The organism is Mycobacterium sp. 360MFTsu5.1 (genome assembly GCF_000383495.1).
Taxonomy (GTDB): domain Bacteria; phylum Actinomycetota; class Actinomycetes; order Mycobacteriales; family Mycobacteriaceae; genus Mycobacterium; species Mycobacterium mucogenicum_B.
This window is the reverse complement of the sequence record NZ_KB911468.1, coordinates 180447-204300: the sequence shown is the minus strand read 5'-3', so window position 1 is coordinate 204300 and position 23854 is coordinate 180447. Positions and strand designations below refer to the sequence as shown.

Here is a 23854-nt window from a genome sequence, read left to right as displayed (position 1 = left end):
ATAAAGTAGTAGAGCATAGTCTCTAGATCATGGGTAGACCTCCACGGCACACGGCCGACGATTTTCTGGACGCGGCCGCGCGCCTGTTCGTCGCCGGGGGAGCACGCGCGCTGACGATGAACGCGGTCGCGCGGGAGGTCGGGGCGCCGAGTGGGTCGATCTACCATCGCTTTCCCGACCGGGCCGCGTTGTTGGCCGCCTTGTGGCTGCGCACCACGGCGGGCTTTCAACGCGATTACCTGGACGTCCTCGGGGAACAACCGACGCCGGACACCGCCGTCCGTGCGGCCACGTGGCTGGTCGACTGGTGCCGCGATCATCTGCCGGCGGCCGTGGTGCTGCAGGCCGGCGTGCGGTCATTCGAGCCCGACGAATGGAGCGCGGTCGCCCGGACCGAACTGGCTGTCGCTGAAGACGATTCGCGGCGGCGCCTCGACAAAGCCGTGCGAACCCTGGCGAGACAAACCGGACGTCCCGCGGATCAGATCGCCTTCGCCCTCCTGGACCTGCCGCTGGCCGCGGTGCGGCGGCACCTGCTCGCGGGTGAGCCGCCACCGAAACGGGTCACCGTGCTCGTCAAGAGCATGGTGGGCCTCGTCCTGGGCACTAGCGCAGAGCGACCGTCAGACGCGAGCCATCGGTTCCGTGGAGGTCGTGGTGGTCGACGGTGCCAGCCGGTCGAGTAACGGACCGGCCAGTTTCTCGAGCAGATCGAACGAGAAGGGCTGTGTCATACGGCGATTGACGCCCGGTGCGAGGCGGTGCATGACATAGCCGAGCCACGCCTCGGCCCGCACGGGTACCACCGCGAGGTCGTAGCTGACCGCCCGCACCACGGCGCGCGCCACGAGGTCGGGGCTCATCGGCGAGAACGGCAGCTTTTCGGCGAACTCCTGAAGCTGCCTGGTGAGACGCTGGGCCTGCGCGACGAGCGCAGGGTCCACGCCGACGGTCACCGCGCGGTCGCCGATGTTCGTGTTGATGACGCCGGGGCAGATGGCACTGACCCCGATGCCGTACGGCTTGAGCTCGAGGCGCAGGCATTCGCTGAGCATCTTCACCCCCGCCTTGGACACCGAGTACGGCGCCATGACCGGTGTCGGCGTGAAGGCCGCCGCCGAGGCGATGTTGACGATGTGACCACCCCGGCCGCGCTCGGCCATCTGCGCACCGAAGACCCGGCAGCCGTGCACCACGCCCATCAGGTTGACGCTCAGCTGCTTGTCCCAGTCCGCCGCGGACAGTTCGAGGAAAGGCCCACCGACGACGATGCCGGCGTTGTTGACGACGACGTCGGGCACCCCGTGCTCGGTGCGTACGTCATATGCGAAAGCCTCCCAGTCCTCCGGGTCGGTGACGTCCAGCCGGGCGGCCGAGGCGCGGCGGCCGGCGCCCTTGATCATGGCGGCGGTCGCTTGCGCCGAGTCGAGGTCGATGTCGGAGACCACCACGTGCGCACCCCCTTTGGCGAAGCGGATCGCGGTGGCGCGCCCGATGCCGCTGCCGGCGCCGGTGACGACCACGAGCTGTGGGTCCAGGCTGTTCATCTTCATCCGGCTTCCTTCGCAGTAGCGGCTACTTCGTGGGCATTGGCGGTGCCGGGCCCGTACCGGTATACGTCGAGGTCGTAATGGCGGTTCTGCCAGTACATCTCGCCGTGTGTGGTCGGCCGGAACGGGGAATCGCCGTGGTAGTCGATGTAGTACGTGTTGGACCCGGCGCAGGTCGGCGTGAACAGGACATTCCGCGCCTGCCGCCGGAGGCAGTACTGGAAATAGGCGTCATGGACTTCGCGCCGGATCTCGACCTCCCGCGCGCCGCGGCGCTTGGCTTCGGCGATCGCGCGGCTCAGGTGGGCCGCGGTGGCCTCGATCATCCACAGATAAGACCCGAGCACGAAGCCGTAGGGGCCGGTGATCATGAACATGTTCGGGAAGCCGGGTACGGACACACCCTGATAGGCCTGAAAGCGATTGACCGCCCAGAACTCCGCGGCGTCGAGTCCGTCCCGGCCGACGACGGGGAACGGCGGTACCGAATCCCGTTCCCACAGCTTGAATCCGGTCGCGCAGATGAGGACGTCGACCTCGTGCTCGACGCCGTCGGCGGTCACCACGCCGGTCTCGGTGATGCGCTCGATGGCGTCGGTCACCAGGCTCACGTCGCTCCGGTTGAACGTCTTGAGGTAGTCGTTGGACATCGACGGGCGCTTGCAGCCCAGGCCGTAGCGGGGGATCAATTTCTCCCGGACCGCCGGGTCGGTGATCTGGCTGCGCATCCACGCCCGCACGGGTGCCTCGGCGAGCTTGCGCGTGGCCTCGACCATCCAGCCCGGCCCGGTGAGCATGCCGCCCATCCCGATCTCGGTCGCGACGGTCCCGACGGCGCGCAGCGCCGACCGCACCTGGCCGACCTCGAGCACCGCGCGGGTGATGCCGTGAATCATGCTGTCGGGCTTGGGAAACACCCAGATCGGTGTGCGCTGGAAGACCGTGAGGTGCGCCACCTCGTCGACGATCGCCGGGACCAGCTGCAGCGACGTCGCGCCCGTGCCGATGACCGCGACCCGCTTACCGGCCAACTCGACGTCGTGATCCCACAGTGCGGTGTGCATGAGAACCCCGCCGAAATCCTGCAGCCCGGGAATGTCCGGCAACTTCGGCCGCTCGAGCCCACCGACCGCCATCACCACGTGGCGGCCGGTCATCTCGGCACCACCATCGAACGTCAAGCGCCACATGCTGTTCTGCTCGTCGAACGTCGCAGCGGTCACGGTGGTGTCCAGCTGCAGTTTGTCGCGCAGGCCGTACTTGTCCACCATGTCGTCTGCGTAGTCCCGCAACTCGCTGCCGGGCGCGAAGACCCGCGACCAGCCGCCGCGCTGCTCGTAGGAGAAGCTGTAGATCACGGACGGGATATCCACTGCCACACCGGGATAGGTGTTCGCGTGCCACGTGCCGCCGACGTGATCCCACTTGTCGACGATGACGAAGTCGTGGATCCCCTTGCGCTGGAGCGCGATACCGGCGCCGATGCCGCCGAACCCGGCGCCGACGATCACCACCTCGTGATCGGGATCGTGTCGCTCCGCCGTGGCCGGCCGCGCAGCCTTCGCGCTCGTGGTCATATCTGTGCCCGACTACCGGACGTAGCCGACGAGTTCGCCGTCGGCGCCGAACAAGTCGTGCTGCCAGCGGGCCAGGAGCTCCTCGGTGGGCACGTCATCGGGGTGGAAGCCGGGCCGTAGATATTCGGCGATCTCCCCGAGGATGCCGCGCACCAGCGGCCCGCGGAAGACGCCGTAGGTCTGGCGGAGCACCGTGATCGGTCGCGGCCATGCCGTCGGGTCCAGCAGGATCGACAACGCCACCGCGGCGGTGACCACGGGGATGGTCAGGAAGTACATGAACCACATGACCGCGATGCGGGTGCGCTCGGAACCGCCCACCGACCGGTAGACGTCGAAGGCGACGGACTTGTGCTCCAGTTCCTCCATGGCGTGCCAGTTCAACAGGCGCCAGACCTCGGGATCGCCTGGGATCGCCTGGATTTCGTCGTTCGACAGCACCCGTGCGCCCAGCACCGCGGTGTAGTGCTCGGCGGCGGCCGTCATCGCCAGGTGCACCTTCGCCGGGATCAGCTTCTCGATGCGGAGCACGACCTTCTGGCGCACGCTCGTCGGGGCGAACAGCAGGAACCGGACGAGGGGATAGCCCATGTCGGCGAGCTGGGTGTTCAACTTGCGGTGCTCCTGACCGTGCACGGACTCCTGGCCGATGAAGCCGGCGACCCGTCGCTTGAGATCGGGATCGGTGATCTGGTCGGAGAAGCGGCGAACGGAACGGATGAACGACTCCTCGCCGGGTGGGAAGGAACCGGACAACACCGCCACCAGGTGGCTGAACACGATGTCGCCCTCGACGAAATGCCGGTGCAGCGGTTCGGGTTCCCCGAACCGGAACCGCATCCGGCGGACCTTGGGAAACGCGACCGCATGCGCGGTGATGGGGTCAGCACTCATGATCGATTCCTTCCGTTGTGCCGGCTATCTGAGGTGGTCGACGAGGACGCCCTCGGCGCCGAAGAGGGTGTCGCGCCACTGCTGGGCCAGTGCGCTGGTGTCGACGTCGTCCGGATGGAATCCGGGACGCAGGTAGACCGCGAGGTCGGGTAACAGGCCCTTGAATATCGGGCCGGTGAACAGTTCGTACGTCTCGCGTACCAGGCGGTCGGGCCGGCGCCGCGCCACGGGATCGGACCCGACCGAGACGGCGAGCGAGATGAGCGTCACCGGCAGCAGCAGGGCGCACGCCGCCACCATGACCGCGATGCGGGTGCGCTCGGTGCCGCCGACGGCGCGGTAGACGTCGAAGGCCACCGATTTGTGCTCGAGTTCTTCCAGCGCATGCCAATTCAGCAGATGCCACACCTCGGGATCGGCCGGGATCGCCTGCAGCTCGTCGCTCGAGAGCACCCGCTCGGCCAGCACCGCGGTGTAGTGCTCGGCGGCGGCCGTCAGCGCCAGATGGACATGCGCGGGCAACCGGTCTTCGAACCGAATCCGCTTGTCTTTGAAGGATTCTGAATCCCACCACGCGATGGGGTAGCCCATCGCGACCAGCTTCTCGTTGAGGTGCCGGTGCTCCTGCCCGTGCATGGACTCCTGGCCGATGAAGCCGGCGACCCGTTTCTTGAGGCCGGGATCGGTGATCCGGTCGGCGAATCGGCGGACCGACCGGATGAAGCCCTCCTCGCCGGGCGGAAATGCGCCCGAGAGACCGGCGACGAAATGGCTGAACACCATGTCGCCGGCGACGAAGTACTTCCGGCTCGCCTCCTCGGCGAATCGGAAGCGGATTCGCCGGGTCCGGGGATAGGGCGCCTGGGAGCTGGGCTCCGACGGCGCCGTCGGGTGTTGCCTGCTGCGTACGGCCATGCCGCCAGCCTTTCCTCGAACAATCAGTAACTAGTACCGCGAGTTCTAGTAGTTCGAAGTTACGACGGCATGCGCCATTGCGCAAGGGTTTTGGATAACGACGTTTTCTGAGCTGCCCGTGTGCAGGTCAGGAGGACCGGCCGTGGCTCAGTCGGTGGTGCCGAACAACGCCATCTGCTCGTCTGGTGCGATGACGACACCGCGGGCAGCGGCCGCCGCTGACACCGCACCCCAGATCACGGGGGTCAACTGGGCGATGAGTTCGTCTTTGCCGATCGTCGGTTCGTTGAGCCAGCGCAGCACGCCGAGCGCCACGGAGCCGAGGATCGCGTCGGCCGTGTATTCGAGATGATCGCCGTCGCCGCCGTGGGCCCGCACCATCGCCGCGAGGACCTCGGTCATCGCGCTGGACAGGTTGCGGCCGTTCTCGAGCAGCTTGGTCCGGGAATGGTCGTCGCTGAAATGGGAGCCGACGACGAACCGAAAGAGGTTGGGGCGCTCGGCCACCAGGTCGACATAGCCGGTCAGCGCAGAACTCACCAGCTCCAGCGCCGTCGCGGTGACGTGGAAGCACGGCATCACGCGCTGCACGATCAGCTCCTGCATGCGCTCACCGACCGCGGCGAACAGCGTCTCCTTGTCGGTGAAGAAGCGATAGAGCTTCGGCCGCGGGACGCCGGCGGTTTTCACCACGTCGTCGATCGACAGGTCGGGCCCGTACGCGTCGATTGCCCGCAGGGTCGCCTCGATCAGGTCGGCCTTCACCGTCGCGCGGTGCGCCCGCCAGCGGTCGGCCCGCGCGTCACCGGTCGGTGCGGACATCCGCACCGCGACACGGGTGGCATCCACGGGCATGGGCTAATCGTAAGTCAGCCAGACGGCCGTGTCGGGTGGGATTTGTCCGTTGGGCAGTGGCCCACTGGCCAGCACCACCCGGCCGGCGGGCACGTCGACCGCGGTGCTGCCCGCATTCAGCAGGCATACCAACCCGTCCTCGCACCGGAATGCCAGCAGCTTCGGCGCGGTCGGCAGCCACCGCACCGAGCGGCCCAAAACTGTTCGGCCCCGGCGTAATTCGATGGCGCGCCGGAAGAGCGACAACGTCGAATCCGGGTCGTCGCTCTGCGCGGCGACGGTCAACGGCCCCCAGCCGTCGGGCATGGGGAGCCAGGTGTGCGCGGTCGCCGAGAACCCGTACGGCGCGCGGTCTCCGGACCAGGGCAGTGGCACCCGGCAGCCGTCGCGGCCCCGCTCGGTGTGGCCGGACCGTTCCCAGACGGGGTCCTGCAGGACGTCGTCGGGCAACTCGACGTTGGGTAGTCCGAGTTCTTCGCCGTTGTAGACGAACACCGCGCCCGGCAGTGCCAGCATCACCAGCGCCATCGCCCGGGCGCGCGAAAGTCCCTGTGCGCCATCGCCGTAACGGGTGACCTCGCGTTCGACGTCGTGGTTGGACAGTGTCCAGGTGGGCGGTGAGTCGGCCAGTGCGGCGGCGGCCAGGGAATTCTCGATCGCCTCGCGGACGGCGGCCGCGGTGAAATCGGCTCGTACCAAACGGAAATTGAAGCCCAGATGCAGCTCGTCGGGGCGGAGGTACTTGGCGAAATCCTCGTTGTCGAAAACCCAGACCTCGCCGACGGTGGCCGCGTCGGGGTAGTCGTCGAGCACCGTCCGGATACCGCGGTGGATGGCGTGCACACCGTCGTTGTTGAACCGCGGGTCGTCGGCCCGGGTGGCCAGCATGGTGCCGTCAGGATCGGCCATGTCCGGCAGGTCGGCCGGTTTCGCCATCCCGTGCGCGACGTCGATCCGGAATCCGGCGACGCCGCGGTCCAGCCAGAACCGCAGCGTCCGTTCCAGATCCGCGGCGATCTCCGGGTTGTCCCAATTCAGGTCCGGCTGCGCGGCGTCGAACAGGTGCAGGTACCACTGGCCGGGCCGGCCGTCGGGTTCGATGACCCGGGTCCACGCCGGCCCGCCGAACACCGACGTCCAATTGTTGGGTGGCAGAACGCCGTCCGGCCCGCGGCCGTCGCGGAACAGGTAGCGGTCCCGTTCGGGACTGCCGGGCGGTGACGTCAGCGCCGCCCGGAACCACGGATGCGCCGAGCTGGTGTGGTTGGGGACCAGGTCCATGGTGACCTTGATGCCCGCTGCATCGGCGGCGGCGATCAATCGATCGAGGGCCGCCATGCCGCCGAACAGGGGATCGACGTCACGCGGGTCGGCGACGTCGTACCCGTGATCGACCATGGGGGAGACCATCACCGGGTTGAGCCACAGCGCGTCGACGCCGAGTGCGCGCAGATGGTCCAGGTGCGCGGTCACGCCGTCGAGATCGCCGACACCGTCACCGTCGCTGTCGGCGAAAGAACGCGGGTAGAGCTGATAGAAGACCGCGCGTGACCACCACCGCGGATCTGCCATCAGAACGCCGAGTTGACCATGTGCTGGGCGGCCATGTCGAAGTAGTCGAGCAGCGCCTGCCGGTGCGCGTCGTCGATGGTCTCGGGCCCGATCGAGGCGAGCGCGCTGTGCATGCACCGCAGCCAGGCGTCGCGCTCGAGGTAACCGATCCGGAACGGGGCGTGCCGCATCCGCAGCCGGGGGTGGCCGCGTTCCTGGCCGTAGGTGCGGGGGCCGCCCCAGTACTGCTCGAGGAACATCCGCAGTCGGTGCTCGGCGCCGTCGAGGTCGTCCTCCGGGTACAGCGGGCGCAGGATTTCGTCGTCGCGGACCAGTTGGTAGAACCGCGACACCAGGAGCCCGAAGGTCTCCGCCCCGCCGACTTCGTCGTAGAACGACCGCTGCGCCTCTGTCACGGTCGCCATTGTCCACGAGGACGCGATGACGCGTTCCATGCGGGACTCGTCACGCGAAGTTCATCGAATGGTCCAGCTAACACGCCAGAATTCTCGTGCGTTGTCTGTCGATCCGTGGTGAACTGTCAGCACGGAGGACGTATGTCGCAACGGAGGAAGGTCCGCGGCCACAGACTTCACGGCGCCGCGGCGGGTTCGCCTGTGTCGAGCCCGGCACTGTCATCACCCCTGCACGCAGTCGAATCAAGTCCCACCGACGGTTCACTCTGGGGCCGCCGCCGCGTCCTGCTGCTGAATTCGACCTACGAACCGTTGACCGCGCTGCCCATGCGGCGCGCCGTGATCATGGTGCTGTGCGGCAAGGCCGATGTGGTGCACGCCGATCCGACCGGTCCGGTCATACACTCGGCGACCCGCGCGGTCGCCGTCCCGTCGGTCATCCGGCTGCGTAGTTATGTGCGGGTCCCATATCGGGCCCGCATTCCCATGACGCGGGCCGCGTTGATGCACCGGGACCGGTTCCGCTGTGCGTACTGCGGCGGCAAGGCCGACACCGTCGACCACGTCGTGCCGCGCAGCCGCGGTGGCGAGCACTCCTGGGAGAACTGCGTCGCGGCGTGCGGTCCGTGCAATCACCGCAAGGCCGACCGGCTGCTGACCGAACTCGGCTGGACCCTGCACGCGGTGCCGCTGCCGCCCAAAGGACAACATTGGCGGCTGCTCTCGGCGGTCAAAGAGCTCGATCCGGCCTGGGTGCGGTACCTCGGCGAAGGCGCCGCCTGACATCCGCGGCCGGATTGCCCCTGTCCTCAGCGTGAGCAGTGTGCGTACTGATACGGTTTGCGCGTGAGCATTGCACTTACTCATTCGCTGCTCGGTGGCGTGCCGCTGGCGCTGCTGCTGGTGCTTGGCGCGCTGTTCTTGCTGCGCAAGAGTCCGCATCCGGACACCTACAAGATGACCGACAAGTGGACCCACGCCCCGATCCTGTGGGCGGCCGAGGAACCGGCGGATCACGGCCACGGTGGCCATGACTCGCACCTGACTGTGGGAGGTGGCGCAAGTGGCAAGTGGTAGCCAGACCGAGGTCGCAAACATCGATCCGGCCAACCTGCCGTACGGCTACGCCGTCACGTACAGCGGCCGTATCTCCGGCGTCACCGAGCCCGGTGAGCTGTCGGTGCACTACCCGTTCCCGGTCAAGGACCTGGTGTTCCTCGACGACGCCCTGAAGTACGGTTCGCGCGCCGCCGGCGCCCGCTTCGCCGTCTACATCGGCGACCTGGGTGCGGACACCGCCGCCACCGCGCGTGAGGTGCTGGCCACCGTGCCGACGCCGAACAACGCAGTGCTGCTGGCCGTCTCGCCGAACCAGAAGGCCATCGAGGTCGTCTACGGCGCCGAGGTCCGCGGCCGCGGTATCGAAGAGGCCGCTCCGCTGGGTGTCTCCGCGGCGGCGGCGTCGTTCAAGCAGGGCAACCTGATGGACGGCCTCATCAGCGCGGTCCGCGTGCTGAGCGCCGGCGTCTCGCCCGCCTGATTTCGGTCACTCTGCCGGGTGCGAACCACTGGTTCGCACCCGGCAGAGTGCTATCCGGGGTTCGGTTGACCTGGCGCCGAGAGTGTCGCGCACTCGCGCGAACGCGCCGTCGCCGCAGAATCAGCGTGGCGCGCAGCGGGTTCAGCGTGCGGCGGGGTAGCGCTTGCGCAGGCGGGCCTCATAGCCCGGCTGCAACGCGGTGCGGCTGATGTCGCCGTCGTAGTGCGCCAGCACGCGGGGATCCATCACCCGGCGCCACAGCGGCGGGCAGATGGCCAGCAGCAGCATGGTGCCGTAACCGCCCGGCAGCTGCGGTGCCTCATCGGCATGGCACAGCGCCTGGTACCGACGCATGGGGTTGGCGTGGTGATCGGAGTGCCGCTGCAGGTGGAACAGGAAGACGTTGGCGATCACGGTGTTGCTGTTCCAGCTGTGCCCGGCGCGCACCCGCTCGTACCGGCCGTTGGGCAGTTTCTGCCGCCGCAGGCCGTAGTGCTCGAGGTAGTTGACGGTCTCCAGCAGGAAGATGCCGATCACGGCCTGGCCGAACAGCCACGGCAGGACGGCGACGCCGAACCAGGCCACCAGGATGACGAACAGGATGACGCTCAGCAGCCAGGCGTTGAGGACCTCGTTGTGCAGCGACCACTTGGACTTGTGCACGCGGGCGAGTCGCTCGGATTCCAGCTTCCAGGCCGAACGCAGGCTGCCGATGACCGATCGGGCGATGAAGGCATACAGGCTCTCGCCGAGGCGCGAGCTGGCCGGATCCTCCGGCGTCGCCACCCGCACATGGTGACCGCGGTTGTGCTCGACGAAGAAGTGGCCGTAGCAGGTCTGGGCCAGGGCGATCTTGGAGAGCCGGCGCTCGGACATGCCGCGCTTGTGGCCGAGTTCGTGGGCGGCGTTGATCGCGATACCGCCGACGGTCCCGACGGCGGCCATGAGGCCGAGCTTGTCGGCCAGCGACATGGTCACCCAGCCGCCGCCGGCCCACAGCCAGCAGGCGAAGATCAGCGACAGATACTGCGCCGGCAGGAAGAGGTGCGTGGCAATCCGGTAGAACGGGTCGTCCTCCAGGCTGCGCAGGTCGCCGGGGGCTTGTTCGGCCTCGGGGCCGACGATGTGGTCGAGCAGGGGGACCAGCCCGAACGTCAGCAGCGATCCGGTCCACCAGAACGCGTCCATACCGGTGAGCCAGACCAGCAGCCACGACAGGCCGACCATTCCGGGGGTGATGGGACCCAGCAGCCACACGTAGCGTTTGGAATCGCGCCATTTGGACTTGGCGGCGGGTGCGTCGGGTGCCTCGGGCGCGTGAGGTTGCGACGCCTCCTGGCCCGCGCGCAATGCCGACAACACCCCGTATTCGTACCCGCATTCGGCCGTTTGCGCAAATACAAGTCGGTTGCCAGAGCCAGTTCCTGTCCGTTTTCTCATCGTTATCCAGCAAATTGTTTGAGGCGTCAGCGCGCGGGGGTATTCGGGATGGTCGCCCGGCCTCGGTCCCGACAGGTGGGCAGCTGTCGCCGGTTCGGCGTCATCGCCACCAAACTTGCAGGTAGAGTGCCGTACACGCATATGGGTGACGTACGACATACCGGGCGTCGTACGGGTTGGGCGACGCGGTGAGGGTCGGATCTCGCGCAGCGGCGGAAACTCAGCGGCATCGTGTAATTTTTGAGATGAATCCGTTATTCGGGAGCTGGTACGCGAGCGGCTTCGGGTTAGCTGGGCGGTTAGGCGGAAGGACGATCTTGGCAGTGATGCACGGCCGGCATCGGCACGTCCGGTGCTGGGGCGCGGCCGCGGCAGGTCGCCGATGAGCCCGATCAGCCGGCGCCAGTTTCTCGGCGGTGCGGCGGTGGTGGGCGTCGCGGGCGCGGCGGGTATCGGGGCGCTCGTCGAAAGATCGCGCGACCGCACCGAGGCCCGGAAGCATTTCTCGGCCATCGTCATCGGTAGTGGTTACGGCGGGGGCGTCTCTGCGCTGCGGCTGGGGCAGGCCGGTGTCGAGACGCTGGTCATCGAACAGGGCCGGCTCTGGGACAAGCCCGACGACGACGGCAAGCGGTTCTCCAAGATGCTGCCCGCCGACACCCGCGCCGGTTGGTTCACGAAAATTCCGCCGAGCCTGGTCACCTCTTTCGGCGGCTTCACCGTCGAGCAGGTGGCCGAGCACGCGCCGTCGCCCCAGCCGATCCAGGCCGGCATCTGCCAGAAGGTGACGCACGGCGCCCACGACGTCTTCCGGGGCCTGGCCGTCGGTGGCGGCTCGATGATCAACGCCGGCATCGCCGCCATCCCGACGCCGCGCCAGGTCGCCAAGGCGTTCCCCGACATCGGCACCGATGAGTTCCTGCGCACCTATGTCGAACGCGCCAAGTCGTCGCTCAAGATCAGTTATCGCGACATGGCCTGGTTCGAGCAGACCCCGTGCTTCCAGTACGCGCGCGCCGGCCGCAAGTACGCGGCGGCGGCCGGCTACAAGGTCGACTACAACGGCAGTTCCTACTCGTTCGACTATCTGGTGAAGGAGGCGGCCGGTCAGGTGCCGCAGTCGTCGCTGGCGTTCGAGCAGCAGTTCGGCAGCAATTACGGCCGGTTCGGCAGTGTCGACCAGACCTACCTCGCCGACGCGCTCAAGACCGGTCACGTCACGCTGCGGCCGCTGACCGAGGTCATCTCGATCAGCCAGGAGCGTTCGGGTGAGTTCGTGGTGTCCACCCGCGAGATCGACCGCTGGGGCAAAGAGCTATCCAAGACCGAATTCGGTTGTGACCAGCTGTATCTGGCGGCCGGTGTGCTCGGCACCACCAAGCTCCTGCTGAAGGCGCGGGAGACCGGGGACCTGGCCCACCTCAACGATCAGATCGGCAAAGGCTACGGCAACAACGGCGACGTGATGGTCGGGCACAACCTGGCCAAGAGCGATCCGGCCGGCACCACACAGTCCCTCATGGGCATGATCAACATCGACGGTCGCGACGACCCGGACAACCCGGTGTACGCCAGCATGTTCTCCATGCCGTTGCCGGTAGAGACCTACCTGCTCGGGTACTACGTCATGGTCGACACCGGAGACCGCGCCGACATCACCTACGACCGCCAGTCCGACACCGCGACGATCCAGTGGACCGACGCCTTCGCGGCGAACAACGAGGCCAGGGCCAAACAGGTTTTCGACAAGATCCTGAAGGCCAACAAGGTCGACTACCGCAACGACCTGTTCAGTGGAAAAGTCTTCGCGCCCAACACCGTTCACCCGCTGGGCGGATGCGTGCGGGGCAAGGCCACGGACGCGTTCGGGCGGGTGAACGGCCACCGCAACCTGTTCGTCAACGATGCGTCGCTGATACCCGGGTACGTGGGCTGCAACCCGTACATGACCATCACCGCGCTCGCCGAGCGCAACATCGAAGGCATCCTGCAGGGCCGCACCTAGCTGGTGGCCAGGTGCGGCACCCGCAGTCGCGTCAGCTCACGTCGAAGGCGCGGGCGCGCAGCGAGCGCTCCACTCCCGCACGGCCTTCCAGCACCAGCCGGCGCAGGGCCGGCGGAATCTCCGGATCGGACAGGTACCGGTCGGCGGCGTCGAGGCCGGCCTGGCTGATGTCCCACGACGGGTACAGGCCGATGACCACGGTCTGGGCCACTTCGCTCGAGCGCCGCTCCCACACCCCGGAGATCGCCGCGAAGTAGCGGTCCCGGAACGGGTCCAGCAGCTCGGTCTGGCCCGGCTGGATCAGACCGCCGACGATGGCGCGCGTGGTGATGTTCGCCAGGGTGTCGTCCTCGATGACCTGTTGCCACGCAGCCTCTTTCACCGCGGCCTGCGGACGCGCGGCGCCGGCAGCAGCGGCACTGCGCTGACCGGCAGCCGTCGGATCCTGCTTGGCCTCGGCGTCGATGAACGGCGTCTGCGTGCCGTCCGCGTCGACGACGCCGGCACGCGCCAGCGCCGTCACGATGCGCCAACGCAGATCGGTGTCGATCACCAGACCCGGCACGTTCACCGCGGCGGGCTCGTTGTCCAACAGCGTCGACAGCACCGCGATGTGGTTCGGCGCCAGCACCGACGTGCACAGTGCGTTGATGTAGGCCAGCTGGTGGTCCGATCCCGGCGACGAGTCCCGGGCCAGGTCCAGCAGCGCGTCACCGAAAGCGGGCCAACCGATTTCGGCCGCCCACGCCGGATCGGCGTAGGAGGTCAGCGCGGTCTGCGCCTGCAGCACCAACCGCTGGGCGACGCCCACCTCGGACTCGGCGTGCAGCCCGCTCATCACCAGAGCGACGAACTCGCGGGCCTTCATCTCGGCCTCGCGCGTCATCTCCCAGGCCGCCGACCAGGCCAGCGTGCGGGGGAGCGGGTCGTCGATGTCGGCGATCCGGCTCAGCACCGTCTGCAGCGAGGCGGGATCGAGCCGCATCGAGCAGTAGGTCAGGTCGTCGTCGTTGACCAGGACCAGCTTGCCGCGCGAAACCCCCACCAGGGCAGGAACATCCGTCACGGGGCCCTCGATGTCGAGTTCCTCGCGGTGCACCCGGACCAGCTTGCCGGAGCCGTCGTCGTCGTAGATGCCCACCGCGAGCCGGTGCACGCGCGTCTCGCCCGCGCCGGGCGCCGCACCGCTCTGGGTGATGGCGAAGCGGGTGAACGCACCGGCGGCGTCGACGTCGAAATCCGCCCGCAGGGTGTTAAGGCCCGTGGTCTTGAGCCACTGCTGGCCCCAGTCGGACAGGTCCCGGCCCGACGACTTCTCCAGCGCGCCAAGCAGATCGGCGAACGTGGCGTTGTCGTACGCGTGATCGCGGAAGTAGTCGCGCAGGCCCGACAGGAACGGTTCCAGCCCGACGTAGGCCACCAGTTGCTTGAGCACGCTGGCGCCCTTGGCGTAGGTGATGCCGTCGAAGTTCACCTCGACCGCGGCCAGGTCGGGGATGTCCGCGGCCACCGGGTGGGTGGACGGCAACTGGTCCTGCCGGTAGGCCCAGGACTTCTCGACATTCGCGAAGGTGGTCCAGGCCTGCTTGTACTCGGTGGCCTCGGCCTGGCACAGCACCGAGGCGAAGGTGGCGAAGGACTCGTTGAGCCACAGGTCATCCCACCACCGCATGGTGACCAGGTCGCCGAACCACATGTGGGCCATCTCGTGCAGCACCGTCTCGGCACGCCGCTCGTATGAGTAGCGCGTGACCTTGGACCGGAAGACGTAATCCTCGAGGAACGTGACCGCGCCCGCGTTCTCCATGGCGCCTGCGTTGAACTCCGGCACGAACAGCTGGTCGTACTTGCCGAACGCGTACGGCGTCCCGAAGTTGTTGTGGTAGAAGGAGAATCCCTGCTTGGTCTCGGTGAACAGCCGCTCGGCATCCATGAATTCAGCGAGCGACGCGCGGCAGAAGATGCCCAGCGGAATGTCGCCGTGCTCGTCGCTGTAGACGTCGTCCCACCGGGCGTACGGCCCGGCGATCAGGGCCGCCAGGTACGTGCTCATCTTCGGGGTGGTGGCGAACGTGTGCTTGCCGTCCCCGGTAGCCGTGCCGGCCCCGTTCGAGATGACCTGCCAGTGCGCCGGTGCGGTCACCGACACGTCGAACGTGGCCTTGAGGTCCGGCTGGTCGAAGCAGGCGAACATCCGCTTGGCGTCAGCGGTTTCGAACTGCGAGTAGAGGTAGACCTCACCATCGACGGGGTCGACGAAGCGGTGCAGTCCCTCACCGGTGTTGGAGTAGCGGCAGTCCGCGTCGACCACGACGACGTTCTGCTCGGCGAGCCCGGCCAGCGGCACGCCCGTCGATTCGTCGTACGCGGACACGTCGATGGGCTGCCCGTTGAGGGTCGCGCTGCGGATGGTGTCGGCGGCGATGTCGATGACGGTATTGGCGCCGGGTAGGGCGCTGAACGTCACCGTGGTGACGGACCGGAAGGTGCGCTCGCCGGGTGCGCCGGCACCGTCGGTGAGGTCGAGATCGATGCGGTAGTTGTCAACGGTCACCAGCGCGGCGCGCTCGGCGGCCTGGTCGCGGGTCAGGTTCGGAAGTGCCACGTCACCAACTTAGGGGACAACCGGTTGCCGTGACCGGGAACATAGGGACGCCGGGCATAGTTGTTGGCAACGAGATCTGTACCGACTCAGTAAGGACGAGCAATGGCCGACGCCACCGCCACGAAAGACCCAGCCGTCAAGAAGGATGTCGCGGGGTTCTGGTTCGACCCGCTGTGCCCGTGGGCCTGGATCACCTCCCGCTGGATTCTCGAGGTCCAGAAGGTCCGCGATATCGACATCGAGTTCCACGTCATGAGCCTGGCGGTGCTGAACGAGGGCCGCGACCTGCCGGAGCAGTACCAGGAACTGATGAAGAAGGCCTGGGGCCCGGTCCGCGTCGCCATCGCGGCGGAGGAAGCCGTCGGCTCCGAGGTGCTGGCGCCGCTGTACACCGCGATGGGCACGCGGATTCACAACCAGGGCAACAAGGATTTCGCTGTGGTCATCGCCGAGTCCCTCGAAGAACTCGGCCTGCCGGCCGAGCTCGCGGAGGCAGCCACCAGCGACAAGTACGACGAGGCGCTGCGCAAGAGCCACCACGCCGGCATGGACGCCGTCGGCCCCGATGTGGGCACCCCGACCATCCACGTCAACGGCGTCGCGTTCTTCGGTCCGGTGCTGTCGCGCATCCCGCGCGGCGAAGAGGCCGGCAAGCTGTGGGACGCGTCGGTGATTTTCGCCTCGTACCCGCACTTCTGGGAGCTCAAGCGCTCCCGCAACGAGGCGCCCGAATTCGACTGACCGCAATCACCCGCTAGTCACGCTCACCTGGGTCGGCCCAGGTAATCTCGTCGGCGTTCCGCAAGGAACGTCTGGATGCGGTTACCGTGGCCAGACACATCCGAAACATGAGCCACAACGATGCAACTGGTGGGGAGCGACGTGCCGACGGACAGTTTCGTCCTTCGACGTGCGGGTTTGAGTAGGATGCGCTGATGTCGCTGGAGACGGGCGCAACCTTCGCCGGGTACACCGTGCGCCGGTTGCTGGGCTCAGGGGGAATGGGCGATGTGTACCTCGTCCAGCACCCCCGGCTGCCCCGCCTCGACGCCATGAAGGTGCTCCGGGAAACCGCCTCCACCAACGACGAATTCCGCATCCGGTTCGAGCGCGAAGCCAACATCGCCGCGGGCCTGTGGCACCCGCACATCGTCGGCCTGCACGACCGCGGCGAGTTCGAGAGCCGGCTGTGGATCACCATGGACTACGTCGACGGCACCGATGCCGCGCAGCTGGTCAAGTACGAGTACCCGAACGGGCTGCCACTGGAGCTCGTCGTCGACATCGTCAAGGCCATGAGCTCGGCGCTGGACTACGCGCACCAGCGCGGGCTGCTGCACCGCGACATCAAGCCGGCCAACATCCTGCTCAGCAACATCGACTCTGATGAACGGCGAATCCTGCTGAGCGACTTCGGCATCGCCAGGCAGATCGGTGAGGTGACGGGCCTGACGTCGGCCAACCTGGCGATCGGCACCGTCTCCTACTCGGCGCCCGAGCAGCTGATGGGCGGCGAGATCGACGGCCGCGCCGACCAGTACGCGCTGGCCGCGACGGCCTACCGGTTGCTCACCGGGCAGACGCCGTACCAGGACACCAACCAGATCGCGGTGATCAGCCAGCACCTCAGCGCGCCACCGCCCAAGGCCAGCGACCTCAAGCCGTGGCTCGAACCGCTCAACGATGTCCTGATCAAGGCCATGGGCAAGTCGCCCGAGGACCGCTTCGACTCCTGTACCAAGTTCGCGCGGGCCTTCGAGCGGCAGGCCGAACTGGTCACCGAGTCGCCCACGCTGAACCTGCGCACTGCCGAACTGAAGCTGCCGACCGTCACCCCGGTGGTGCCCGAGGCGCCGTCCGCCCCGGAGGTGACGCCGCCGCCGGTCGCTCCGCCGCCGGTGCCACCGGTCGTGGTGGCCGAACCCGCGCCCGAGCCCGAACCCGAACCGGCGCCTGCACCGGAACCCGAGCCGGTCGCCCAGGAGCCCGTCGCGCAGCCCCCGGCTCCGGAACCACCCGTGCCGCCGGTGCCGCCCGCGCCGCAACCGTCGAGCGAGCCGGTCTCGGAACCGACGCCGCCGCCGGTGCCGCGGCGCGGTCCGGTCGGTCCGCCGCCGCTCGAGCCGAAACCGTTTCGGCCGGAACCGGATTCGTCACCGTCGGCGCCGCCGTACCGGCAACCGGTACCTCCGCCGCCACCGCCCCTGCCGCCGCAGCGGCCGGTGCGGCCGACTCACGAGACGGTGTCGCCGACAGTGGTGCTACCGGTCATCCCCGCCGACCCGGCGGCGCACGCAGCCGGAGTCGGCCGTCCCAGTGCACCGCCGCCGTCGTACGCGCAGCTCGCGGCCGATATCGGCAAGACACAGCCGGGCCGTGCCCAGTCCTCGGGTGGCAAGACCAAGATCTGGGTGATCGGTGGCGCCATCGCCGCGGTCATCGTGGTGCTGATCGGTGTCGTCCTCCTGAATTCCGGTGACGACTCGAGTGGGTCCTCGGACGCCTCGGGAACCAGCACCCAGAGTTCCGGCGCGGACAAGCCGTCGTCGTCGCACAAGCCCGCGCCGCCGGTGCTGGTCGGTACGCCCGGCAACTACCAGACCATCGCGACCTATCTGAAGAGCAACAACATTCAGGAGGCGCTGGTGCACCGCAACGAGCCCGGCGCGCCGGTGGTGACGATGCCGATGCCGCCGGGCTGGGCCGACGCCGGGCCGCAGACGCCGGCTTTCGCGTACCAGTCGATCGTCTACAACGGTCCCAGCGCCGGCAATTACCGGCCCAGCGCCACGGCGCTGATCTCGCGCCTCGGCCCGAACGCCGACGCGCAGAAGATCCTCGACTTCGCGCCGGGTGAGCTCAACAACCTGCCGGGATTCACACCGACCGACACCGGCACGCCCGGGACCGTCGACGGCCACAAGTCCTTCCAGATCGCCGGTTCCTGGAACTCCAACGGGGTGACCAAGCTCATCACCCAGAACACCGTCGTCATCCAGGACGGCACCGGGTTGTACGTCATGCAGATCAACATCGACGGCGTCGCCGATCAGGCCGAGATCATCAAGCAGATCACCGAAGCCATCGACCGCGACACCAAGATCGCCGCCGGCTGAGCCGGCGAGTGTGCCGGGCCGGCTGAGCCACTGATTCTGTCCCGGGCCGCTGTTCTGCCAGAATGTGCGCCATGCGCGTATATCTCGGAGCCGACCACGCCGGATACGAACTCAAGCAGGCCCTGCTCGACCATCTGACCGCGGCCGGCCACCAGGCCGTCGACTGCGGTGCCTTCGCCTACGACGCGGAGGACGACTACCCGGCGTTCTGCATCGACGCCGCCAAGCGCACCGTCGAGGACCCGGGCAGCCTGGGCATCGTCATCGGCGGCTCCGGCAACGGCGAGCAGATCGCGGCCAACAAGGTGCCGGGCGTGCGCTGTGCGCTGGCGTGGAGCGTCGAGACCGCGCAGCTGGCCCGCGAGCACAACAACGCGCAGGTGATGGGCATCGGTGGCCGTATGCACAGCACCGAAGAGGCCTTCGCCATCGTCGACGCCTTCCTGGCCGCCGAATGGTCGCAGGCCGAGCGGCACCAGCGCCGCATCGACATCCTGGCCGAGTACGAGAAGACGCACGTGGCACCTGAGGTTCCGGGCGCTCCCGCCTGATCGCAAGGCCTGACTCGTGCCGGAGGGACATACCCTCCACCGGCTGGCCCGCCTGCACCAGCAGCGTTTCGGGCGGGCGCCGGTGGTCGTCAGCAGTCCGCAGGGCCGGTTCGCCGATGCCGCGGCCGCGGTGAGCGGCCGGGTGCTGCGTAAGGCCGACGCCTGGGGCAAGCATCTGTTCCACCACTACGACGGTGGTGCGGTCGTGCACGTCCATCTCGGGCTGTACGGCACGTTTACCGAGCAGCCGCTGCCGATGACAGCGCCTGTCGGGCAGGTGCGCATGCGCATGGTCGGGGCCGAATTCGGGACCGACCTGCGCGGCCCGACGGTGTGTGAGCTGATCGACGAGGGCGGCGTCGACGATGTCGTGGCCCGGCTCGGTGCCGATCCGCTGCGCCGCGACGCCGACCCGGGATCGGCCTGGGCGCGAATCAGTAAGTCCCGCAGGACAATCGGATCGATGCTGATGGACCAGACGGTGATCGCCGGGGTCGGCAACGTCTACCGCAGCGAGGTGCTGTACCGGCACCGGATCGACCCGCACCGTCCCGGCACGCAGCTGACCGAGGCCGAATTCGCCGAGCTGTGGACCGATCTCGTCGCTCTCATGAAGGTCGGGGTGCGCCGCGGCAAGATCGTCGTCGTGCGTCCGGAAGACGACCACGGTGCACCGTCCTACGCCGCCGACCGGCCGCGCACCTATGTGTACCGGCGGGCGGGCGAGGCGTGCCGCGTGTGCGGCGCCACCATCCGCACCGAGGTCATGGAGGGGCGAAACCTGTTCTGGTGCCCCGATTGTCAGGTGTGACCGCTAATCGCCGCCACCGCCGCAGCCGCCACCGCAACCACCGCCGCCACAGCGGCTGCCGCCACCGCCGCAGCTGCTACCCGAGTCGCTGCTGCCGGAGTCCCAACTGCCGCTGCCGGCATCCCAACCGTTGTTGTCGTTCCAGCTGACGTCCTGGCCCTGGCCGGCGTCGAGGCCCTGCTGGTAGCCCTGGTCGAATCCCGAGCCGTATCCGGACTCGAAACCCGATGCGCCGTAACTGACTCCGTGCATGCCGTCGAACAGCGCGTCGAACAACAGCACCGAGCCGACGCCCCACGCGCCGGCTACCAGAGCCGGCTTCCACCACGGCTCGGAGTACCAGCCCTCGGGCACCGGGCGCCCGGCGACCCGGCCGCCGGGGTAGTAGTTCGGCGTGGCGGCAGTCGGACCCGGTGAGGCCTGAATCTGCCTGCCGTCGAACTGGATTCGGCGATCTTCGGTGACCGAACCGGCACCGCGCTGGCCGGCCAGCTCCTGCAGCGGGGGACCGGGGTCGATGCCCATGGCGGTCCGCGCGGCCCGTACGTAGTACAGCCCTTCCATCGCGCTCTGTTTCGCGAAGGCCGCCTGCTGGGCGGTGGTGGCCTGTTCGATCTGCGACGCGGCGGCGTTGTAGCGCTCGGACGCGTCGGCCAAGGCCTGGCGTGAGGCGTCATCGGTGCCGGTCAGGTTGAACACCTGGCCGCCGAGCATCTCGATGACGCGCCGGGCGTCGGCTTTCGCGTTGGCCAGCGCGGCCGCCTTGTTGGCCTTGTTCTGCCTGCTGAACAGGAAGAACCCAATGGCCGCGATGACGATCAGGATGAGCACGAACTCCATGGAGGCAGCTTACCGATGACCACCGTCACATAGATATGGACATTTATGTCCGTATCTATTACGGTCATCATCATGAACCTGACATTCCACGTCTTCGACACCGAACGCGGTGTGCTGGCGACCGCACCCGGAATCGTCACCAGCTATCCCGGTGGCGACACCGCGGTCCGGGAACTGGAACCGCTCGGCCCGGGATTGCGCCCGGTCGCCTGGAACCATTGCGGTGCAGTCGATTACGCCGCGGTCGGGCAGTGGGCGGCCTATCATCGCAACCGATCGACCGGTACTCCGGTGCTGGTGGCGCCGTACCTGCCGTCGGCCCGCGGCGATCACGACCCGACCGACGACGCCCGCGTCGCCGCCCGGCTCACCGCCGCCACGGGCGTAGCGCACATCGTGACGGTGGACCCGCACTCGCCGGTCTGGGCCGACGAGGCCCGGCGCGGGGGAGCGGCCGTCACCGTCATCGAGGCCGTCGACCTGGTGGGGTGCGCCGCACACCACCCGGGCTGGGCGGGCGTCGTCGCGCCCGACAAAGGGGCCCGCGACCGTGCCGGCCGGGTGGCATCCCGGTTGGGCGTGCCGCTGTATGTCGCTGGGAAGCAACGCAATCCGGTCAACGGCAAGCTGTCGGGATTCGTCGCTCCCGAGGGGCTGCCGGACCGTGGTCGACTGCTGGTGATCGACGACATCTGCGACGGCGGCGGCACGTTCGCCGGGCTGGCCGATGCCATCCGGGCAAGCCGGCCCGAGCTGGCGCTGCACCTGTGGGTCAGTCACGGCTGCTTCACCGGACGCTGGCGGGAGAACCTCGCCGGCTACGCCTCCGTCACCAGCACCGACTCCCGCACCACGCCCGACGGCGTGCACGTCCAACCGCTGGAACCGTTCATCGTCCGTGCTCTGACCGCATTGACCTAGGGGACCTTCATCATGACCATCGAAGCAACCACCACCTACCGGCCGGAAACCATTGCGGCCCTGGACGTCCTGATGGACACCGACGCCTACAAACTGGACCACCGCCGCCAGTACCCGGCCGGCACCGAGTACGTCTACTCCAACCTGACGGCCCGCGGCAGCCGGATCCCCGGCGTGCGCTGGACGGCGTTCTTCGGCCTGCAGGCGTACCTGTCGGACCTGAACCAGCGGTGGAGCGCCTTCTTCGCCGCCGACATCGACGAGGTGTGCCGGGCCTACGTGGACCGGGTCACCCAGGTGCTGGGTCCCAATGACGTTGGCGCCGAACACATCCGCCAGCTGCACGCGTATGGTCGCCTGCCGCTGCGGGTGCGGGCGCTGCCGGAGGGGACCATCGTCCCGGTCGGCGTCCCGTACCTGACCGTCGAGAACACCGCGCCCGAATTCTTCTGGCTGACCAACTACATCGAGACCGAGATGTCGGCCGCGCTGTGGCAGCCCATCACGTCGGCGACCACCGCGTGGCGCAACCGGACGCTGCTGGACGCCCGCGCGCGGGACACCGGCGCCGACCCGGCCGCCGTCGACTGGCAGGGGCACGACTTCTCCTTCCGGGGCATGGCCGGCAGCGCGGCCGCCGCCGCGTCGGGGGCCGCGCACCTGTTGGCGTTCACCGGCACCGACTGCCTGCCTGCACTGGGCTGGATCGACAGGAATTACCCGGGCTCACCCGAAGGCACCGTGATCGGCGGCAGTGTGCCCGCCACCGAGCACAGCGTCATGTGCGCGGGCACCCAGGACGACGAAGTCGCCACGTTCGCGCGGCTGCTGGGCCTGTATCCGACCGGCATCGTGTCGATCGTCAGCGACACCTGGGACCTGTGGCACGTCTGCACCGGCATCCTGCCGACGCTGAAAGACACGATCACCGCGCGCGACGGCAAGGTGGTGATCCGCCCGGACAGCGGTGACCCCGAACGCATCCTGTGCGGCGACCCGCAGGCCCCGGCCGGAAGCCCCGCGCACAAGGGTGTGGTGAACCTGCTGTGGGAGGTGTTCGGCGGCACGGTCAACGCGGCCGGCTACCGGGAACTGGATCCGCACATCGGCGTCATCTACGGCGACTCGATCACCCACGACAGGGCTGACGCCATCACCGCCAACCTGACGGCCCAGGGCTATGTGTCCACCACTCCCGTGCTGGGATTCGGTTCGTACACGTACCAGTACGTCACGCGCGACACCTTCTCCATCGCGATGAAGGCCACCTGGGTGCAGGTCGACGGTCGCGGCCGAGACATCGCCAAGGCGCCGGTCACCGACCCGGGCAAGCGCAGCGCCCGGGGCCGGTTGGCCGTCATCCGCGACCAACGGGGTCGCCTGACACTGGTTCAGGGCGCGGCCGGTGTCATCGGGACGACGGACGCCATGCGGACGGTGTTCGAGGACGGCGTCATCGTCAACCCGGTGACCTTCGCGCAGGTGCGCGCTACCGTGCGACGTGATTGGGCGGCATACGCCGCCGGCGAGGAGGACGCCCGTCATGGCTGAGTCGCTGGCCACCTGGCTGAGCGTCGACGTCTTCGCGATGAGCCCCGGCGACGAGCCGGGGCTCATCCTCGCGCGGCGGCAACGCGAACCGCACCAGGGCGACTGGGCACTACCCGGGGTGGTGCTCGACGCGGCCAACGGGGAGACGGTCGCCGCGGCGGCATACCGCGCGCTCCGGGACCGGGCCGGCGCCGAGCCGATCGACGGACCGCCGACGGTGGCCCTCGTCGTGTCCGACCCACAGCGCGACGAGCGCGGGCACACCGTCTCGCTGGTGAACGTGATGCGCGCACATCCCGGCGACGACGCCCTGGTGGTGCGTGACGGTGACCCCGTGCCGCCGCTGCCGTTCGGCCACAACGCCATGATCAGGGACACCGCGGCCACGGTGTCGCAGCGACTGCTGACGGACCCCGCGACCGTCGCGGCGATGTTCGGCGCCGCCGGCTGCACGGCCGGGGAGGTCTGCGCGCTGACGACGCTGCTGTTCCACCTGTCCGGCGGCACGGGAGCCGAGCCGATTCCGCTGGCCGCGATGCGGCGCCGGCTGGAACGGGCGCCACTGTTCACCGCCGCCGGCAGCCGGCCCGCGCACACCCGGCCGGTGACGGTGTTCCGGGCCGCCAGGTAAACGTCGACTGCGTAAACGCTGGCAAATTGCTGGGGTAGATGGATCGGCGCGGCGCGAGGCACGCACGTTACGTTCCTGTGAACAC

Annotated in this window: 22 protein-coding genes; 12 read left to right on the top strand and 10 right to left on the bottom strand. The window is 68.3% G+C overall.

Going from position 1 to position 23854, the window contains the following annotated elements; genetic code table 11:
- Positions 1–29: 29 nt before the first annotated feature.
- A complete protein-coding gene (locus H289_RS30780; protein ID WP_051128523.1) occupies positions 30–686 on the top strand; it encodes a TetR/AcrR family transcriptional regulator in 657 nt (218 codons plus the stop codon).
- Here the strand turns inward: H289_RS30780 and H289_RS0118130 are convergent.
- From H289_RS0118130 to H289_RS0118100, 7 genes are all read right to left on the bottom strand, one after another.
- Complete coding sequence (locus H289_RS0118130; RefSeq protein ID WP_020102234.1) at positions 624–1553, bottom strand: SDR family NAD(P)-dependent oxidoreductase; 930 nt, start codon at positions 1551–1553, stop codon at positions 624–626. The two genes, H289_RS30780 and H289_RS0118130, sit on opposite strands and share 63 nt — an antisense overlap.
- Positions 1550–3127 carry a flavin-containing monooxygenase gene (locus H289_RS0118125; protein WP_020102233.1) on the bottom strand — a complete coding sequence of 526 codons (1578 nt, stop codon included), beginning with the start codon at positions 3125–3127 and terminating at the stop codon, positions 1550–1552. The genes H289_RS0118130 and H289_RS0118125 overlap by 4 nt, the downstream gene beginning before the upstream one ends.
- 12 nt (positions 3128–3139) lie before the next feature.
- Positions 3140–4021, bottom strand: a complete 882-nt coding sequence (locus H289_RS0118120; protein ID WP_020102232.1) for a metal-dependent hydrolase — start codon at positions 4019–4021, stop codon at positions 3140–3142.
- 24 nt (positions 4022–4045) lie between these two features.
- On the bottom strand, positions 4046–4936 hold the full coding sequence (locus H289_RS0118115; protein ID WP_020102231.1) for a metal-dependent hydrolase: 891 nt from the start codon (positions 4934–4936) through the stop codon (positions 4046–4048).
- 147 nt (positions 4937–5083) lie between these two features.
- A complete protein-coding gene (locus tag H289_RS0118110; RefSeq protein ID WP_020102230.1) occupies positions 5084–5791 on the bottom strand; it encodes a TetR/AcrR family transcriptional regulator in 708 nt (235 codons plus the stop codon).
- 3 nt (positions 5792–5794) lie between these two features.
- On the bottom strand, positions 5795–7363 hold the full coding sequence (locus tag H289_RS0118105; protein ID WP_020102229.1) for a glycoside hydrolase family 13 protein: 1569 nt from the start codon (positions 7361–7363) through the stop codon (positions 5795–5797).
- The gene (locus H289_RS0118100) at positions 7363–7767 is read right to left on the bottom strand and encodes a globin (RefSeq protein WP_029105400.1); all 405 of its coding nucleotides are present in this window, start codon (positions 7765–7767) and stop codon (positions 7363–7365) included. The genes H289_RS0118105 and H289_RS0118100 overlap by 1 nt, the downstream gene beginning before the upstream one ends.
- A 132-nt stretch (positions 7768–7899) precedes the next feature.
- Between H289_RS0118100 and H289_RS0118095 the strand changes: the two genes are divergently transcribed.
- The 3 genes from H289_RS0118095 to H289_RS0118085 all read left to right on the top strand — a co-directional run bounded on the left by H289_RS0118095 (position 7900) and on the right by H289_RS0118085 (position 9298).
- A complete protein-coding gene (locus H289_RS0118095; protein WP_029105399.1) occupies positions 7900–8541 on the top strand; it encodes an HNH endonuclease in 642 nt (213 codons plus the stop codon).
- A 63-nt stretch (positions 8542–8604) separates the two neighbouring features.
- Positions 8605–8835 (top strand): aa3-type cytochrome oxidase subunit CtaJ, encoded by a 231-nt coding sequence (ctaJ, locus tag H289_RS0118090; RefSeq protein WP_029105398.1) that lies wholly within the window; start codon positions 8605–8607, stop codon positions 8833–8835.
- The gene (locus H289_RS0118085; RefSeq protein WP_020102225.1) at positions 8822–9298 is read left to right on the top strand and encodes a DUF5130 domain-containing protein; all 477 of its coding nucleotides are present in this window, start codon (positions 8822–8824) and stop codon (positions 9296–9298) included. Before ctaJ ends, H289_RS0118085 begins: the two co-directional genes overlap by 14 nt.
- A gap of 141 nt (positions 9299–9439) precedes the next feature.
- Here the strand turns inward: H289_RS0118085 and H289_RS0118080 are convergent, their stop codons facing one another.
- Positions 9440–10660: an alkane 1-monooxygenase gene (locus H289_RS0118080; protein WP_020102224.1), complete on the bottom strand. Its 1221-nt coding sequence runs from the start codon at positions 10658–10660 to the stop codon at positions 9440–9442.
- A gap of 460 nt (positions 10661–11120) precedes the next feature.
- Between H289_RS0118080 and H289_RS0118075 the strand changes: the two genes are divergently transcribed.
- Positions 11121–12743 carry a GMC oxidoreductase gene (locus tag H289_RS0118075; RefSeq protein ID WP_020102223.1) on the top strand — a complete coding sequence of 541 codons (1623 nt, stop codon included), beginning with the start codon at positions 11121–11123 and terminating at the stop codon, positions 12741–12743.
- A 31-nt stretch (positions 12744–12774) separates the two neighbouring features.
- Here the strand turns inward: H289_RS0118075 and pepN are convergent, their stop codons facing one another.
- The gene (pepN, locus tag H289_RS0118070; protein WP_020102222.1) at positions 12775–15348 is read right to left on the bottom strand and encodes an aminopeptidase N; all 2574 of its coding nucleotides are present in this window, start codon (positions 15346–15348) and stop codon (positions 12775–12777) included.
- Between the two features lie 102 nt (positions 15349–15450).
- On the opposite strand from pepN, the gene H289_RS0118065 reads away from it, so the two are divergent.
- The 4 genes from H289_RS0118065 (at position 15451) to H289_RS0118050 (ending at position 19826) form a co-directional block, all read left to right on the top strand.
- A complete protein-coding gene (locus tag H289_RS0118065) occupies positions 15451–16089 on the top strand; it encodes a mycothiol-dependent nitroreductase Rv2466c family protein (RefSeq protein ID WP_020102221.1) in 639 nt (212 codons plus the stop codon).
- 194 nt (positions 16090–16283) lie between these two features.
- Positions 16284–18464: an LpqN/LpqT family lipoprotein gene (locus tag H289_RS33890; protein WP_029105397.1), complete on the top strand. Its 2181-nt coding sequence runs from the start codon at positions 16284–16286 to the stop codon at positions 18462–18464.
- A 71-nt stretch (positions 18465–18535) separates the two neighbouring features.
- On the top strand, positions 18536–19015 hold the full coding sequence (locus tag H289_RS0118055) for a ribose-5-phosphate isomerase (protein ID WP_036420840.1): 480 nt from the start codon (positions 18536–18538) through the stop codon (positions 19013–19015).
- A 16-nt stretch (positions 19016–19031) separates the two neighbouring features.
- Positions 19032–19826 carry an Fpg/Nei family DNA glycosylase gene (locus H289_RS0118050; protein ID WP_020102219.1) on the top strand — a complete coding sequence of 265 codons (795 nt, stop codon included), beginning with the start codon at positions 19032–19034 and terminating at the stop codon, positions 19824–19826.
- 3 nt (positions 19827–19829) lie between these two features.
- Here the strand turns inward: H289_RS0118050 and H289_RS0118045 are convergent, their stop codons facing one another.
- The gene (locus tag H289_RS0118045) at positions 19830–20666 is read right to left on the bottom strand and encodes a hypothetical protein (protein WP_020102218.1); all 837 of its coding nucleotides are present in this window, start codon (positions 20664–20666) and stop codon (positions 19830–19832) included.
- Between the two features lie 72 nt (positions 20667–20738).
- Between H289_RS0118045 and H289_RS30775 the strand changes: the two genes are divergently transcribed.
- The 3 genes from H289_RS30775 to H289_RS0118030 are packed head-to-tail and all read left to right on the top strand — an operon-like array spanning position 20739 to position 23769.
- Entirely contained in the window at positions 20739–21587 is an 849-nt protein-coding gene (locus tag H289_RS30775) for a phosphoribosyltransferase family protein (RefSeq protein WP_020102217.1), read from the top strand.
- Positions 21588–21599: 12 nt separating this feature from the next.
- Positions 21600–23138 carry a nicotinate phosphoribosyltransferase gene (locus tag H289_RS0118035; RefSeq protein ID WP_020102216.1) on the top strand — a complete coding sequence of 513 codons (1539 nt, stop codon included), beginning with the start codon at positions 21600–21602 and terminating at the stop codon, positions 23136–23138.
- On the top strand, positions 23131–23769 hold the full coding sequence (locus H289_RS0118030) for an NUDIX hydrolase (RefSeq protein ID WP_020102215.1): 639 nt from the start codon (positions 23131–23133) through the stop codon (positions 23767–23769). Before H289_RS0118035 ends, H289_RS0118030 begins: the two co-directional genes overlap by 8 nt.
- Positions 23770–23854: the final 85 nt, after the last annotated feature.